This is a genomic window from Achromobacter sp. 18P8.1.1, from assembly GCF_057799415.1.
In genome coordinates this window covers 33,006-47,838 of the sequence record NZ_JBYOKH010000032.1, presented here as the reverse complement: position 1 = coordinate 47,838, position 14,833 = coordinate 33,006, and the positions used below count along the sequence as shown (strand labels likewise).

Annotated in this window: 12 protein-coding genes; 2 read left to right on the top strand and 10 right to left on the bottom strand. The window is 65.7% G+C overall.

Annotated elements, in window-relative coordinates:
* The first annotated feature begins 57 nt into the window (after positions 1–57).
* Positions 58–2,433, top strand: coding sequence for an RNA-binding transcriptional accessory protein Tex (tex, locus tag AC27VE_RS19840; protein WP_488704759.1), 2,376 nt, complete (start codon positions 58–60; stop codon positions 2,431–2,433).
* Between the two features lie 287 nt (positions 2,434–2,720).
* The gene (locus AC27VE_RS19835) at positions 2,721–3,227 is read left to right on the top strand and encodes a hypothetical protein (protein WP_427957937.1); all 507 of its coding nucleotides are present in this window, start codon (positions 2,721–2,723) and stop codon (positions 3,225–3,227) included.
* Positions 3,228–3,299: 72 nt separating this feature from the next.
* Here AC27VE_RS19835 and AC27VE_RS19830 read toward each other — a convergent pair whose 3' ends face one another.
* From AC27VE_RS19830 to lpdA, 10 genes are all read right to left on the bottom strand, one after another.
* Positions 3,300–4,652 (bottom strand): tryptophan--tRNA ligase, encoded by a 1,353-nt coding sequence (locus AC27VE_RS19830; RefSeq protein ID WP_488704758.1) that lies wholly within the window; start codon positions 4,650–4,652, stop codon positions 3,300–3,302.
* Positions 4,653–4,749: 97 nt separating this feature from the next.
* Positions 4,750–5,073, bottom strand: coding sequence for a DUF3325 domain-containing protein (locus AC27VE_RS19825; protein WP_006223929.1), 324 nt, complete (start codon positions 5,071–5,073; stop codon positions 4,750–4,752).
* Positions 5,070–6,761 (bottom strand): PepSY-associated TM helix domain-containing protein, encoded by a 1,692-nt coding sequence (locus AC27VE_RS19820; protein ID WP_488704757.1) that lies wholly within the window; start codon positions 6,759–6,761, stop codon positions 5,070–5,072. Before AC27VE_RS19820 ends, AC27VE_RS19825 begins: the two co-directional genes overlap by 4 nt.
* The gene (locus tag AC27VE_RS19815; RefSeq protein WP_488704756.1) at positions 6,758–7,039 is read right to left on the bottom strand and encodes a DUF3649 domain-containing protein; all 282 of its coding nucleotides are present in this window, start codon (positions 7,037–7,039) and stop codon (positions 6,758–6,760) included. Before AC27VE_RS19815 ends, AC27VE_RS19820 begins: the two co-directional genes overlap by 4 nt.
* A 23-nt stretch (positions 7,040–7,062) precedes the next feature.
* Entirely contained in the window at positions 7,063–7,695 is a 633-nt protein-coding gene (locus AC27VE_RS19810) for a DUF4198 domain-containing protein (RefSeq protein ID WP_035212797.1), read from the bottom strand.
* Between the two features lie 190 nt (positions 7,696–7,885).
* Positions 7,886–10,348 carry a TonB-dependent siderophore receptor gene (locus tag AC27VE_RS19805; RefSeq protein ID WP_488704768.1) on the bottom strand — a complete coding sequence of 821 codons (2,463 nt, stop codon included), beginning with the start codon at positions 10,346–10,348 and terminating at the stop codon, positions 7,886–7,888.
* 138 nt (positions 10,349–10,486) lie between these two features.
* Positions 10,487–11,446: a FecR domain-containing protein gene (locus AC27VE_RS19800; RefSeq protein ID WP_427957292.1), complete on the bottom strand. Its 960-nt coding sequence runs from the start codon at positions 11,444–11,446 to the stop codon at positions 10,487–10,489.
* Positions 11,439–11,972 (bottom strand): sigma-70 family RNA polymerase sigma factor, encoded by a 534-nt coding sequence (locus AC27VE_RS19795; RefSeq protein WP_488704755.1) that lies wholly within the window; start codon positions 11,970–11,972, stop codon positions 11,439–11,441. Before AC27VE_RS19795 ends, AC27VE_RS19800 begins: the two co-directional genes overlap by 8 nt.
* A 111-nt stretch (positions 11,973–12,083) precedes the next feature.
* Positions 12,084–13,175 carry a cell division protein ZapE gene (gene zapE, locus AC27VE_RS19790; RefSeq protein WP_315846454.1) on the bottom strand — a complete coding sequence of 364 codons (1,092 nt, stop codon included), beginning with the start codon at positions 13,173–13,175 and terminating at the stop codon, positions 12,084–12,086.
* A 151-nt stretch (positions 13,176–13,326) separates the two neighbouring features.
* Positions 13,327–14,754, bottom strand: coding sequence for a dihydrolipoyl dehydrogenase (gene lpdA, locus AC27VE_RS19785; protein ID WP_006223921.1), 1,428 nt, complete (start codon positions 14,752–14,754; stop codon positions 13,327–13,329).
* Between the last annotated feature and the right edge of the window lie 79 nt (positions 14,755–14,833).

Sequence of the window (14,833 nt, the reverse complement as noted above, 5' to 3'; positions counted from 1 at the left end):
AACAGTGGCTTATGGCACAATCCGCCCCTTGTTTTTCCTTTTTGTCGTCGTATAGAGATGTCTGAAACTTCCGCTATCACGAACGTCGCCGCCGGCGTCGACAACGCCCGCATCGTCGCGCAGCTCGCTACCGAGCTCGGCGCGCGCGCCTCCCAGATCGCTTCGGCGGTGGAACTGCTGGATGACGGCGCCACCGTGCCCTTCATCTCGCGCTATCGCAAGGAAGCCACTGGCGGCCTGGACGATACCGTGCTGCGCAACCTGGAAGTTCGCCTGGGTTATCTGCGCGAACTCGAAGAACGCCGCGGCTCCATCCTTGAATCCATCTCGCAGCAGGGCAAGCTCACGCCCGAGCTGCAGCAGGAAATCGCAACGGCCGATACCAAGCAGCGCCTGGAAGACTTGTACGCGCCGTACAAGCCCAAGCGCCGCACCCGCGCCCAGATCGCCCGCGAAGCGGGCCTGGAGCCGCTGGCGGACGCCATCCTGGCCGATCCGGCCTGCGATCCCGCCGCGCTGGCCGCGCAGTATCTGAACCCCGAGGCGTCCATCAACGACGCCAAGGCCGCGCTGGACGGCGCGCGCGACATCCTGGCCGAACGCTACGCTGAAAACGCGGACCTGCTGGCCGACATGCGCGAGCACCTGTGGTCCACCGGCCTGATCTATTCCAAGATGGTCGAGGGCAAGGAAACCGAAGGCGCGAACTTCCGCGACTGGTTCGATTTCAACGAGCCGCTGCGCACGCTGCCTTCCCACCGCATCCTGGCCCTGCTGCGCGGACGCCAGCAAGGCGTGCTGGAACTGCGCCTGGGGCTGGAAGCCGAACTGGAAGCGCAACTGCCGCACCCGTGCGTGGCGCGCATCGCCAGCTTCCTGAAGCTGGGCAACGGCCTGTTCGCGCTGGACGCCACGCCGCGCGCCCGCTGGTTGGGCGAAGTGTGCCGCTGGACGTGGCGCGTGAAGCTGCTGACGGCGTTTGAAAGCGAGCTGATCGGCCGCCTGCGCGAAAGCGGCGAAGCCGAAGCCATCCGCGTGTTCGCCGCCAACCTGAAGGACCTGCTGCTGGCAGCGCCTGCCGGCCCCAAGGCCGTGCTGGGCCTGGACCCCGGCATCCGCACGGGCTGCAAGATCGCCGTGATCGACCAGACCGGCAAGGTCGTCGACACCACCACCGTCTACCCGTTCGAACCGCGCCGCGACCGCGAGGGCACGATCAACACGCTGGCCGCGCTGGTTGCGCGCCACAAAGTGGACCTGATCGCCATCGGCAACGGCACCGCTTCGCGCGAAAGCGAAAAGCTGGTGGGCGACATGATGGAACGCTTCCCCGACCTGAAAGTCACCCGCGTGGTGGTCTCCGAGGCCGGTGCATCCGTCTATTCCGCCTCGGAAACCGCGGCGCTGGAATTCCCCGATCTGGACGTGACCCTGCGCGGCGCCGTATCCATCGCGCGCCGCCTGCAGGATCCGTTGGCCGAACTGGTCAAGATCGATCCCAAGGCGATCGGCGTGGGGCAGTACCAGCATGACGTCAACCAGCGCGAGCTGGCGCGTTCGCTGGACGCCGTGGTCGAGGATTGCGTGAACGCCGTCGGCGTGGACGTGAATACGGCCTCGGCCGCCCTGCTGGCCCGCGTATCGGGCCTGAACTCGCTGCTGGCCAAGAACATCGTGGCCTGGCGCGATGAGAACGGCGCATTCCCCACCCGCGACCTCCTGCGCAAGGTGCCGCGCTTTGGCGACAAGGCGTTCGAGCAGGCCGCGGGCTTCCTGCGCATTCCCAACGGCGACAATCCGCTGGACGCCTCGTCAGTCCACCCCGAAGCCTATCCCGTCGTCGAGCGCATCGTGGCCAAGATCAAGGCCGAGGTGAAGCAGATCATCGGTCAGCGCGACGCCTTGAAGGGCGTGTCGCCGTCGGACTTCACCGACGAGCGCTTCGGCCTGCCGACCGTGCGCGACATCTTCGCCGAACTGGAAAAGCCGGGGCGCGACCCGCGTCCGGAATTCAAGACCGCGCAGTTCAAGGAAGGCGTTGAAACGCTGAACGACCTGTACCCGGGCATGGTGCTGGAAGGCGTCGTGACCAACGTGGCCAACTTCGGCGCGTTTGTCGACATCGGTGTGCACCAGGATGGCCTCGTCCACATCTCGGCACTGGCCGAGAAGTTCGTGAAGGATCCTCGCGACGTGGTGCGCGTGGGCCAGACGGTCAGCGTGAAGGTGCTGGAAGTGGACGCGGCGCGCAAGCGCGTGGCCCTGACCATGCGCCTGAACGACACCGCAGCGCCCGCGCGCCGCAGCGGCGATGCGCCCAAGGGCGGCGACCGCCCCCGTCGCCCCCAGGGTGACGGCGGACGCGGCAACACGGGCGGCGGCGGTGCGACGAACAGCGCCATGGCGGACGCGTTCGCCAAGCTCAAGCGCTGATCTTTCGGGATCGCCCATGAAAAAGCCCGGCGCACACTGCGCCGGGCTTTTTTCTTGGCTTAGGACTTTCCCTTAAACAGGTCGTTTCCTTGCGCTCCCTCAATCCTCAACGCAGAAAAATAAGGGAAAATATCTAATTGTGTCCAAATAATAAAAGCCGGTGGCGTAGGGGAACTCGGCAGACACAGATTCCATGATCAGGCGAACCGCGGCGCGAACCGTCTATCAGGCACGCAGCACAACAACAACAGCGCCCTACCCCGAGAGCCCCCGGAGAGCCATCCGTCATGCGCAATACCATTACGCTTGCCGCCAATGAAGCGGCAACCATTACCGAAAAAGAAGCCAGCCACAGCGGCGCTTACAACGAAGTCACGCTGGGCCAATACGCGCATCTGATCGTCGACGGCGCGGAAGTGACCTTCAAGCACATCACGCTGGAACGTCTGGGCACCCGCATCATCGAACTGCGCAACGGCGCGCAACTGCATGTAGGCGCACTCGGATTCGCCAGCATGGGCGCCAGCATCGTCTACCGCATCGGCACGGGCTGCGCGCTGGTCTTCGACGCCAGCCAGTGGGATCCTGAAGTGGTCGCCAACACCACCTTCGACTTCGCCAGCCAAGGCAGCGGCACGCTGAAGTACTTTCCGTTCATCAACCCGGAATGGCTGGACTGCCCGAACGTCACGGGCTATTCGGAAGGCGACATGCTGGAAATCGCCGGTCAAGGCAGCGCGCAGCGCTTCCAGGTGCGCGACGGCCGCATCGTGGCAAGCGCCCGGCTGGCCTGACGCACGCCGGTTACCGCACCCCCACGACAACGTCATGATCGCCGACGGGGCAACGCGCCGCCGGCTTGCCTATTATTCCTGCGACAGCGACGCCAAGGCGTCGCGCGCGCGCGCCAATTGCGCGTCGGACTCGGCCTGCGCGCCCGCCGGTGCCGTGGCCACCGCCACGCCGTCGATCATCGCCGCGTAGCCCTCGGCGCTGGCCTGCAGCACGCTATCCGCGGGTTCCGATTGCAGGCGGCGCATCAAGGCCCCGGCCTCCTTCGGATCAGCAAAGCGCTGCGAGAGCAGCAACTCTTCGCCATCGGCCGCCAGCAGGCGGAAACGGAAACCGCCGTCTTCGTCGCGGAAGCTGACGAAGCGCGCGCCCTTGCCCTTTTCCTTCTTGCCCTGCGCCTTGCCGGCTGCGGCGCCCGCGTTCAGGTTGCGCAAGCCGACGGCTTCGCGCAGTTCCTGCATCATGGGCACGGCCAGCTTGCGGGCACGGGCAGCGCCGGCTTGCAGGATGTCTTCAATGCGGCCCGGGTTGGCGATCAGGTCGAAATACTTCTCGCGCATCGGCGCCAGCAGCGCTTCCAGGTGTTCGTACAGGGCTTGCTTGGCATCGCCCCAGCCCATCCCCTCTTCCAGCTGCTTGCGGAACGTCGCCGATTCAGCCTGCGTCGCAAACGCGCGGTACAGCGTGTACAGGTGCGAGCTTTCGGCGTCCTTGGCTTCGCCCGGCGCCCGCGAATCGGTCACGATGCGCATCACCGATGCGCGCAGCGCGCTGGCGCCGCCTTCGAACAGCGGGATCGTGTTGTTGTAGCTCTTGGACATCTTGCGGCCATCCAGGCCCGGCAAGGTCGCCACGTCTTCCTCGATCGTCACTTCAGGCAGCGCGAAGTAGTCGCGGCCGTACAGGTGATTGAAGCGCTGGGCGATATCGCGCGCCATTTCCAGATGCTGGATCTGGTCGCGGCCCACCGGCACCTTGTTCGCGTTGAACATCAGGATGTCGGCCGCCATCAGGACCGGGTACGAGAACAGCCCCATCGTCACGCCGTCGTCGGGCTCCACACCCTTGGCCACGTTCTGGTCCACCGACGCCTTGTAGGCGTGCGCGCGGTTCATCAGGCCCTTGGCCGTGACGCAGGTCAGCAACCAGCTGAGTTCGGGGATCTCGGGGATATCGGACTGGCGGTAGAACGTCACGCGTTCGTGGTCCAGCCCCACGGCCAGCCAGGTTGCCGCGATTTCCAGGCGGGAACGGGCGACGCGGGCCGGATCGTCGCACTTGATCAGCGCGTGGTAATCCGCCAGGAAGAAGAATGCGTCCACGCCGGGCTGCGTACTGGCCTGGACCGCGGGACGGATCGCGCCCGCGTAGTTGCCGAGGTGGGGGGTTCCAGTGGTGGTAATGCCGGTAAGGACGCGGGTATTCATAGAGGCGAAGAGGCGTTTGCTAGGGGAAACAAGCAGTGTAACGTGCCGGCGCACGCCGCCGCCGGGGCTGCCGCCCCGCCCACGCGAATTCGCCGGGCTACAGGACGGCCAGCAGCGGCGCCGCCAGCGCGCAGAGCCCGCCCGCGGTCAGCGCGGCGCGCGGACGGAACGTCAGGAACCAGATCAGCAGCAGGCCGGCGATGCTGAGGATGCCGATCCATTCGACCGTGCCGTAGCTCCATCCCCAGACCGCCGCCGAGGCGCACAAGGACAGTGCCAGCGCGATCCAGCCGAATGCCCGTAACGGCACCCGGTGGCGCCGCGGCATGGCGCGGTCGAACAGGTCTTCGTAATGGCGGTCCATGCCCAGGCACAGGGCGGAAAACCCTGCGTAGGCCAGGCAGAAAGCGGCAAGCGTCATGGCGTGTCACCTCGCGGTTCATAGACGACGGGGTTCGAGGCGCGCGGCGCCTCGGGATCTGCGACTTGAGGGGAAACCGTCTTGGCTGCGGGCTGGCTGGCGCGGGGCGTGGCCGCCGCCTTCGCAGGGACCTTCGCCGGCGCCTTGCGGACCCGTGCAGCCTTCATCGCCATCCAGCCGAACAGCAACGCGCTGGCCAGGCAGGTCAGGTCGAACCCGGCCATGACCCAATCGCCTTGCGGTAGGGACACGCCCAGATGGCGCGACGTGGTGAACGCATTGACGACCGGCACCAAGGCCAGCGACGCGGCGGCCACCGCCAGCAGATCCTGCCATTTGCGGCGCTGGAACAGGAACGCGTAGACCAGCGACACTGCCCAGGCGCAGAAGAAGGCCCGCACTTCCCAATCCTGGCGACCAGGCAGGTCGGCCGGCAGCAAGCGATTGGCCAGGAAAAAGGCCCCCACGCCGAACACGACGCCCGCGATGGTGCCGGCGTTCAGACCGTCCACCAGGCGCAAGGAAAAGGCTTCGCGGGCGTCATCGGGCCGCGCCTTCTGCCGGCGCTTGGCAATCCACAGAACGAGACCCGTGCCCACCATGCCGGTGCCCGCCAGGCTCACGAGGAAATAGAACCAGCGCAGCAGCGGTTCGGCGAACAGTCCCAGATGCAGGCCCGTGATGACGCCGGCAGTCTTCACCGTGGCGCTCAGCTCGTCCTCGCCTTCCTGGAATTCTCCCGTCACGCCGTTAAAGCGCATATAGGGCGCCAGCCGGCCATACGACACGCCATCGGCAGCATCCCGCGTCAGCGTGACGGTCGCCCCGGCGTCGCCCGGGTTGTTGACGGTGACGCGGCCGACGCGGCCTTGCCAATGCTGCTGGGCCTGTTCCACCAGCGGCGCAATCGCGATCAGCATCCCCGGCTGGTTCAGCGGCGGTGTGACCTTGAAGGATTTGAAGACGTCGTCCGAATACTGGCGGGGGTTTTCGTACACGGCATGGATACCCGCGGGTATCAACATGAACATGAACAGCACCAGCCCGCTGAATGTGATCATCAGGTGGAACGGAAGCCCCAGCACCGACAACACGTTGTGCCCATCCATCCAGGCGCGCTGACCGCCCTTCTTGGGACGGAAGGTAAAGAAATCCGTGAATATCTTCTTGTGCGTGATGATGCCGCTGATGATCGCCACCAGCATGAACATGCCGGCAATACTCGCCAGCCAGCGCCCCCAGGGGAATGCGGTTTCCAGTTCGAAGTGGAAGCGGTAGAAGAATTCGCCGCCGCGCGTCTCGCGGCCCGTCACGGCCTGCCCCGTCGCAGGGTCCAGCTTCACGCGCACGAACCCGCGTTCGCCCGGCTTGGGCTTGGCCACCTGATACAGCATCAGGATCAGCGGCTCGCGGTTCGACGGCGGCGTGATGAACCAGCGCTTGGCATCGGGCGCATGTTCGCTCAGGTAGCGCTGCCCCATCTCCACGGCCTGCACGGCAGGCACGGGCCTGACGTCGATCTCGGGCTGCATCCAACGCGTGATCTCGGGGCGGAAGAATGCCAGCGACCCCGTCAGGAACATCGCGAACAGCACCCAGCCGAAGATCAGGCCGGCCCAGGTGTGCAGCCACGACATGGACTGGCGCAGGCCTTCTTCACCATGCGCGCGGGCTTTGCCTGCCTTCATGCCACCCCCATCATGCGCCCCGCCAGGAACAGGCCGCCCAGCACGGCGGCCGGCAGCAAGATCCCCATCCAGGCGCGCCAGGCGTTGCGCGTGGCAAATACCCAGATCACGCCACAGGCGTAGAACACGAAGGACAACATCTGCGCCGCGGTGACGGCGTCCGCCCGCCCCATGGGCAGCCAGACGGCCAGGCACGCCGCAGCCGCCGAGGCAAGGACATAGCCGCCCAGGATGGCAGCAGCCATCCTGGAAAATACGGCCATTCGGTAGCGCATCATGCCTGCGCCGGCTGCGGGAGCTTTCACTTGGACACGTTGAAGGTCAGGGTGGATACGTAGCGGATCTTGGCGTAGGACTTGCCATCGGCCTCGCCCGCCTTCTCTTCGACGTGCGCGGCTTCCAGCACATACTGGCCGGGCCACGGCGTCGTGATTTCAATGCGGCCGTTCTCGTCGCTGTGGAAACGCTTTTCCCACTTGGGCGGACCGAACACGGTAACTTCGGTCTTGGCGAGCGGCTTGCCCTGGAATTGCAGGACGAACGTGTTGGCGTCGGCGGCCGTCGGCACCAGTTCCAGGTCCAGCTTGCCTTGCGTGTCCGCACGGCCCGCCTTCGCGTTGTACTTGACCAGCGTTTCCTTGAACTGGATGGGTGCCGCCAGGCGGACGTCGCCCTTGCCCGTCGCGCCGAACTCCACGAAATCGGCGCCTTCGGCCGACGCTTTCAGCGCCTTGCCATCTGCGCCCGTCACAACCGGCGCCACCAGGACCTTGCCCAGCAAGCCATCGCGCTTTTCACGCAGATCGTCGGCCCATTCACCAAAGTACGCCTTGGCCGGACCCTCGGCGCTGCGTTCCAGCCAAACAAAGTGCGCCTGCGCGGCGCCCGCGCTGCCCAACAGGGCAATCGCGGCCAAAGTCCTAGCGAATTTCATTTTGGTTTTTTCCTTTAGTCCGAAGACTGGTCCGATGACCCAAGCAGGCAAGCCCCGCGGCCTATGCCTGTCAGGTGGGTCTGAATTATAACCATTCTCACTACCGAAGACGCCAAATAATTGGGGATCGATGCCTTGGGCCTCGACCGCAAGGGAAAACGGCCCTTGCGGACCGCTACCCTTGCCCCGCTTACCAGCGATACCGCAAGCTGGCCTTGATGGAACGTTGATAGCCGTACCAGCACCAGGAGTCCCCCGAGCACGAGGCGATGTATTCCTTGTCGAACAGGTTCTGCACGTTCAGCGCCACCTGCATGCCCTTCAACGTCGGCGAGACGCGGCCCAGGTCATAGTCCAGCATGAGGTCGAACAACGTGACGGACGGCACCTTCATGGTGTTGGTGTCGTTCACGTAAGAAGACCCGATGTAGCGCACGCCGCCGCCCACCCCCATGCCTGCAAGCGGACCGTCCTGCAACTGGTAGCGCGCCCATGCGGACGCCTGTTGCGACGGCACGCCCACCGGCGTCTTGCCCTTCAGGTTCAATCCGGTCAGGCTGGGGTTGGCCTTGGAGTATTCGTTGTCCATCAACGAATACGCCGCCACCAGCGTCAGGCCGCGCAACGGCTCGGTCTTGGCCTCCAGCTCGATCCCCTGCGTGCGCAGTTCGCCCGCCTGGATCGAGCATCGGCCGCCCGCCGTGCCGCAGATGTGCGTCGGATCCGGATCGGTCGTCGTCATGTTCTCGCGGCGGATATCGAACGCTGCAAACGACAGCATCGTGGCGCTGCCCGGCGGCTGGTACTTGATGCCCACCTCGTACTGGTTGCCTTCGATCGGCTTGAAGGGCACGTTCTGCCAGCCCGTTCCCGATTGCGGCTCGAACGACTCCGAATAGCTGAAGTACGGCGCCACGCCATTGTCGAAGTTGTAGATCACGCCCAGACGGCCCGTGAACGCCTCGGCGTTCAGCGCGGACGGCGCGACCCGGCCGGTCGCGATGGTGGTGGTCTCGCCCACCGTGCGCGACCAGTCATAGCGTCCGCCCAGCAGCACGGAGAGGCGGTCGATCTTGATCTGGTCCTGGAAATACAGGCCCGTCTGATACTGGCGGGACGTCGCGTCGGTCGAGAAGGCCGGCACCGGAATGTTCTGGTGGTTATCCGGGTTCAGCACGTACAGCGGCGGCGCGCTGCCGAAGCCGGACAGCGTGTCGGTCTTGACGTGCTGGTAATCGAAGCCCAGCAGCACCGTGTGGCCGAAGGCGCCGGTGTTGAAGCGCGCCTGCAGGTTGTTGTCGATGGTCAACGCGCCCACATCCACGTCGGTCGCGATCGAGGCGCGTTGCTGATAGAGGTAGTCCGGGTCCAGATAGCCGAAGTTCGGATTGGACGCACCGTAGATGCTGCGGTACTTCGCCTCGGAACGCGTCCAGCGCAGGCTTTGCGTCGCCTTGAACGTGTCGTTGAAGCGGTGGTCCAGCACGTAGCCCAGCGAGTAGCTCTTGCGGTCGCTCTTTTCGAAGTTGGCGTCGCCGTCGTAATAGTCCGACGGCAGGCGGATGCCGTCGGGCGCGGACAGCAGCGTGCGCATCGACGACACGCTGCCGTACGAGCCCATGTCAGGATCGCGCTGGAAATTTGTCAGCACGGTCAACGAGGTATCGCCGTTGGGCTTCCACGTGAAGGCCGGTGCCACGAAGTAGCGGCGTTCCTTGGTGTCCTTCACCTGGCCGTCAGACATATAGCCGGAGCCCACCAAGCGATAGAGGTATTTGCCTTCCTCGTCCACAGGGCCGCCGAAATCGAAGTTGGCGCGGCGGTAGTCATAGTTGCCGACCTGCACTTCCACTTCGCGCAGCGTCTCTTCCAGCGGGCGCTTGCTGACCTGGTTCACCACGCCGCCCGGGCCGCCCTGGCCATACATGACCGATGCCGGCCCCTTCAGCACGTCCACGCGCTCCAGGCGATAGGCGTCCACTTGCGGCAAGGCGTCGCGTCCACCGAATACCCGCAGGCCGTCCAGGTAGGTCGAGGCCGAGAAGCCACGCACGGTGAACTGGTCCAGGCGCGTGGCAGTCGCACCGCGCGATTCGGTCGCCACGCCCGCCGTGTAGCGCAGCACCTGGTTCAAGGTCTGCGCGCCCTGCTCCGTGATCTGATCGCGCGTCACGACGGACACCGACTGCGGGGTCTCGATCAGCGGCGTATCCGTCTTGGTCGCGCTGACGCTGGCGCGGGCGACATAGCCCACCGTGGGCGCCAGGGCGCTGTCCGACATGCCGGACACCGTCACCGGCGCCAGCACGTGGGTGTCGCCCGACGACGACACCGGCGCCGGCACCAGCGTCCAGGTGTTGCCCGATTGCGCGCGCGCCTGCAGGCCGCTGCCCGACAGGAGCCGGGCAAAGCCCGCGCCCACCGAATACGCGCCATTCAGCCCGTCCGAGCGCTGGCCGCGCACCAGCGCGGGGTCGAACGACAGGATCACGCCGGCGCTGCGCGCGAACTGCGTGAGCGCATCGGCCAACTGACCGGCGGGAATTTGATACGTGCGCGACGCACTGGCGGCGGCAGCCGGTGCGGATTGCGCCCAGGCGGCGGGCATGCCGGCGGCAAGCGCGCCCGCGCAAGTAGCGGCCAACACGGCCATGCGGCCGGTGGTCAGCGTGGCGCGCAGGCGCGCATGAGTTGAAGCAGACACAAAACTCTCCCTGTACGGTGGTCTATCTGTGCCTTTCCGTATGGGGATCAAAAACCTGCAATGCGTCGGGCAAAAAAGTTGTAACGGTCAGATCTGACGCGGCCCGACTTGCAGCCAATATTGCGTGTGCCGCGTCACGGTGATGGGCAGCGCAGGCTCCAACGCCTTTAACGCGCGTTCGGCGTCGTCCAGCGGGAAGACGCCGGACAACCTCAGGTCCGCCACGGCCGGATCCACGCGGATCACGCCCACGCGCTGGCGCGCCAGGTACTCGGCGAAGTCATCCAGGCGCCAGTCCTTGGCCACCACCAGGCCGTCCACCCAGGCCAGACGATCCGGGTCGGACGCGTGGCGGCCGATCTGGCCGCCGTCCGCAAAGGCCAGGCGTTCGCCGGCGGACGCATGCGTCCATACGCCATCGCGCAGCAAGGCGACGCTGCCTTCGTATACGCCCAGGCGCGAACCTTCGTCGGTGCGACGCAGGTCGAACCGGGCCTGTTCCGCGTGGAGTTCGCCGTAGCCGGTGTCTACGCGCAACGCGCCGATACCCGGGCGCGCTACGGTGTGCACCAGCATCTCGCCGCGAAGCAGGTCGATGCCGCGCGCCTGTGCGGTCAGATGCAGGCGCACCGCGCTGTCACTGTTCAGGGTGATGTTCAAGCCCTCGGCCAACGCCACGGTGCGGCGCTCTCCCACGCTTGTGCTCAGGTCGGCCGCCAGACGCTGCCAGGGCGTGTGCCGGTAACCGGCCCAACCCGTGGCCGCCAGCCCGGTGAACGCCAGCAGGCCGCGCAAGGCGGTGCGGCGTCCGGGCGACCGAGGCGCATTCAAGGCGGCATGGGCCAACGCCGGCGGCACCCGGCGCGCATCGCGGCCGATGGCCTGCAATCGGTCCCAGGCCTGCCGGTGCGCGGCGTCCGCTTCCAGCCAGGCGTGACAGGATTCCCGGTCGTGCGCGTCGGCCAGGCCGGATTGCAGCTTGGCCCACCAGGCGATGGCCTGGCGCACGACCGGGTCCGGCGGCATGCCGCGCGCGGCGTCACTCATAGAACGCCACGTAGCACGCGGACATCGCGCGCACCATGTACTGTTGAACGGAACTCAAGGACACGCCCAGGCGCTGGGCGATTTCGGGATAGGTCAGGCCATCCAGCTGCGACAGCAGGAAGGCCGATCGCGCCTTGGGGGGCAGGCCATCCAGCAAGCGGTCCAGCTGCATCAACGATTGCAGTTGCTCGGCCTGTGTCTCGGGAGACGGCGCATAGGCTTCGGGCACCGTGGACAGATAGGCCAGGTAGGCGTACTCCAGCGCGGCATGGCGCTGGTGGTCCACCACCAGCCCCTTGGCGATCGTGGTCAGCAAGGCGCGGGCTTCGTTCACGCGCACCGCCTTGCGTCCCTGGATCACCCGTACGAAAACATCCTGCGCCAAGTCCTCGGCGCGGTGCTCGCATCCCAGCTTGCGGCGCAGCCACCCGAACAGCCAGGAGCGGTGGTCGCGATACAAGCCATCGACGGGCGCGATGGCAGTGTCGGCGCACGGGATCGATGCGGGGAGATAGGGGGAGGACACGATTGAGACGGCGGTGCGGGACCAGAAGTCTCAAAATCTTAATTGATAATGACTTGCGTTACCAATCCTATGTCCGTCCGGCCCCTGCAACAGGGGCCGGATGCGGCATAACTACAACGTCACGGTCAGTCGGCGTTCCGATTCCAGGTATTCGCGCGACTGCATTTCAAGGATGCGCGACACCGTGCGGTGGAACTCGTTGGCCAGCGCGCCTTCCGTGTAGATGGCTTCGGGCTCGCATTCGGCCGACATGATGAGCTTGACCCGGTGGTCATAGAACACGTCGATCAGCCACGTGAAGCGGCGCGCCTCGGACGCCTGGCGCGGCCCCATCTTGGGCACGCCGGACAGGATCACGGCATGGAACCGGTTCGCCAGCTCCAGGTAGTCGTTCTGCGAACGGGGGCCGCCACAGAGGGTCGCGAAATCGAACCACACGACCGAACCCGCCAGCGCCAGCGCGCGGATCTCGCGATGCTCGATGTGCAGCAGGGGTTCCTGCGGCGGGGTATCCGCCAGGCTGTCGAACGCCTTCTGCAATGCGGCTTGCGCGTGTTCGTCCAGCGGCGTGTGATAGCACTGCACCTGCTCCAGCGAGCGGCGGCGGTAGTCGATACCGGCGTCCACGTTCATCACATCCATGCGCGACTGGATCAACGCGATGGCGGGCAACACGCGGTCGCGGTGCAGGCCGTCCGTGTACAGCGTGGACGGCTCGTAGTTGGACGTCATCACGAACGACGTGCCGTACTCGAACAGCTTGAGCAACAGGCGGTGCAAGATCATCGCGTCGGCCACATCCGACACGTGGAATTCGTCGAAGCAGATCAGGCGGTAGCGCTTGGCGACCCGCTTGGCCACTTCGTCCAGCGGATCCTGCATGCCTTTGACTTCTTCCAGCTCGCGGTGGACGCCGCGCATGAACTCGTGGAAGTGCAGTCGCGTCTTGCGCACGACCGGCACGGTGGCATAGAACGCGTCCATCAGGAAGCTCTTTCCCCGCCCCACTCCGCCCCACAGGTACACGCCGCGCGGCACGTCAGGCCGGTTCAGCAGCTTCTTCAGCGCGTTCGAGCGCATCGACTTGAACTTGAGCCATTCGTCGTAGTAGCGCTGCAAGCGGTCGATCGCCAGCTTCTGGGCGGCATCGGGCTCGTAGCCTCGCTCGGCCAATGCCTGTTCGTAGTATTCGCGGACGTTCATGTGGATCGGATAACCTTGACTTGGCCCCCACGCTGCGCATGCCTGGCATGCTTGCTGCCCCAAAGGGGCGCTCTTCTCTTGGGTCGGCCCGGCGATAAAAAAAGGGCGGGTCCTGGAACCCGCCCCCTGTCTTGCTCAGGTCAAGCGTCGCTTAGAAGTTCAGCGCGCGCTTGTCCACGGCCAGAGCGGCTTCCTTCACGGCTTCCGACAAGGTCGGGTGCGCGTGGCAGATGCGGGCGATGTCTTCGGCGGCGCCGCGGAATTCCATGATGGTCACGGCTTCCGAGATCAGTTCCGAGGCCATCGGGCCCACGATGTGGACGCCGAGGACTTCATCGGTCTTGGCGTCGGCGATGACCTTGGCAAAGCCGGTCGTGTCGCCCAGCGCGCGGGCGCGGCCGTTGGCCAGGAACGGGAAGCTGCCGGCCTTGTACTCGCGGCCTTCGGCCTTGAGTTGCTGTTCGGTCTTACCCACCCAGGCGATTTCCGGCGACGTGTAGATGACCCACGGCACGGTGTCGAAGTTGACGTGGCCATGTTGGCCGGAGATGCGCTCGGCAACCGCCACGCCTTCTTCTTCGGCCTTGTGCGCCAGCATCGGGCCGCGCACGACGTCACCCACTGCCCACACGTTCGGCAGGTTGGTCTTGCAGTCGGCGTCCACGGCCACGAAGCCGCGTTCATCCAGCTTCAAGCCCACGGCGTCGGCGTTCAGGCCGCCGGTGTAGGGCACGCGGCCGATCGAGACGATCAGCTTGTCCACCACCAGCTTCTGCTCGGCGCCCTTGGCGTCGACGTAGGGCACGGTCACCGACTTGGCGGTGGCCTTGATCTCGCCGATCTTTACACCCATCTGGATGTTCAGGCCTTGCTTGGTGAAAGCCTTCAGGGCTTCCTTGGCCACCTGACCGTCAGCGGCAGCCAGGAATTCCGGCATCGCTTCCAGGATGGTGACTTCGGAACCCAGGCGGCGCCACACGCTGCCCATTTCCAGGCCGATCACGCCAGCGCCGATCACGCCCAGCGTCTTCGGCACGGCGCCGATGTTCAGCGCGCCGTCGTTGGACAGCACGACCTTTTCGTCGAACGGCAGGCCGGGCAGTTCACGCGCCGACGAGCCCGTGGCCACGACCACGTGCTTGGCAACCAGGTCTTCTTCCGTGGTGCCGGTGACCTTGATGGCCCAGCCGCCTTCCACTTGGCCGCTGAACGCGCCCTTGCCGTGGAAGAACGTGACCTTGTTCTTCTTGAACAGGTACAGGATGCCGTCGTTGTTCTGCTTGACCACCGTGTTCTTGCGGCCGATCAGCGTGTCGAGCTTCAGGCTGACGCCCTTGACTTCGATGCCGTGCTCGGCGAAGTGGTGGTTGGCTTGTTCGAAGTGCTCGGACGATTGCAGCAGCGCCTTGGACGGGATGCAACCGACGTTGGTGCACGTGCCGCCAGGAGCCGGGCCGCCTTGGCCGTTCTGCCAGGCGTCGATGCAAGCGACCGACATGCCGAGTTGCGCTGCACGGATGGCGGCGATGTAGCCGCCAGGGCCTGCGCCGATCACGACGACGTCAAATTGTTTGGACATAGTGTTCTCGCGGGTGAGATGAGGGGTGGAACACGCCCCGCCCGACGCGGTGTTGCCGGAGGCCGGCTGAGAGCCGGCC

What these genes read in the sequence shown, in the direction of transcription:
- tex (WP_488704759.1), top strand. Translation starts at nt 58, where the DNA reads ATGTCTGAAACTTCCGCTATCACGAACGTCGCCGCCGGCGTCGACAAC.
- AC27VE_RS19835 (WP_427957937.1), top strand. Translation starts at nt 2,721, where the DNA reads ATGCGCAATACCATTACGCTTGCCGCCAATGAAGCGGCAACCATTACC.
- AC27VE_RS19830 (WP_488704758.1), bottom strand. Translation starts at nt 4,652, where the DNA reads ATGAATACCCGCGTCCTTACCGGCATTACCACCACTGGAACCCCCCAC.
- AC27VE_RS19825 (WP_006223929.1), bottom strand. Translation starts at nt 5,073, where the DNA reads ATGACGCTTGCCGCTTTCTGCCTGGCCTACGCAGGGTTTTCCGCCCTG.
- AC27VE_RS19820 (WP_488704757.1), bottom strand. Translation starts at nt 6,761, where the DNA reads ATGAAGGCAGGCAAAGCCCGCGCGCATGGTGAAGAAGGCCTGCGCCAG.
- AC27VE_RS19815 (WP_488704756.1), bottom strand. Translation starts at nt 7,039, where the DNA reads ATGATGCGCTACCGAATGGCCGTATTTTCCAGGATGGCTGCTGCCATC.
- AC27VE_RS19810 (WP_035212797.1), bottom strand. Translation starts at nt 7,695, where the DNA reads ATGAAATTCGCTAGGACTTTGGCCGCGATTGCCCTGTTGGGCAGCGCG.
- AC27VE_RS19805 (WP_488704768.1), bottom strand. Translation starts at nt 10,348, where the DNA reads ATGGCCGTGTTGGCCGCTACTTGCGCGGGCGCGCTTGCCGCCGGCATG.
- AC27VE_RS19800 (WP_427957292.1), bottom strand. Translation starts at nt 11,446, where the DNA reads ATGAGTGACGCCGCGCGCGGCATGCCGCCGGACCCGGTCGTGCGCCAG.
- zapE (WP_315846454.1), bottom strand. Translation starts at nt 13,175, where the DNA reads ATGAACGTCCGCGAATACTACGAACAGGCATTGGCCGAGCGAGGCTAC.
- lpdA (WP_006223921.1), bottom strand. Translation starts at nt 14,754, where the DNA reads ATGTCCAAACAATTTGACGTCGTCGTGATCGGCGCAGGCCCTGGCGGC.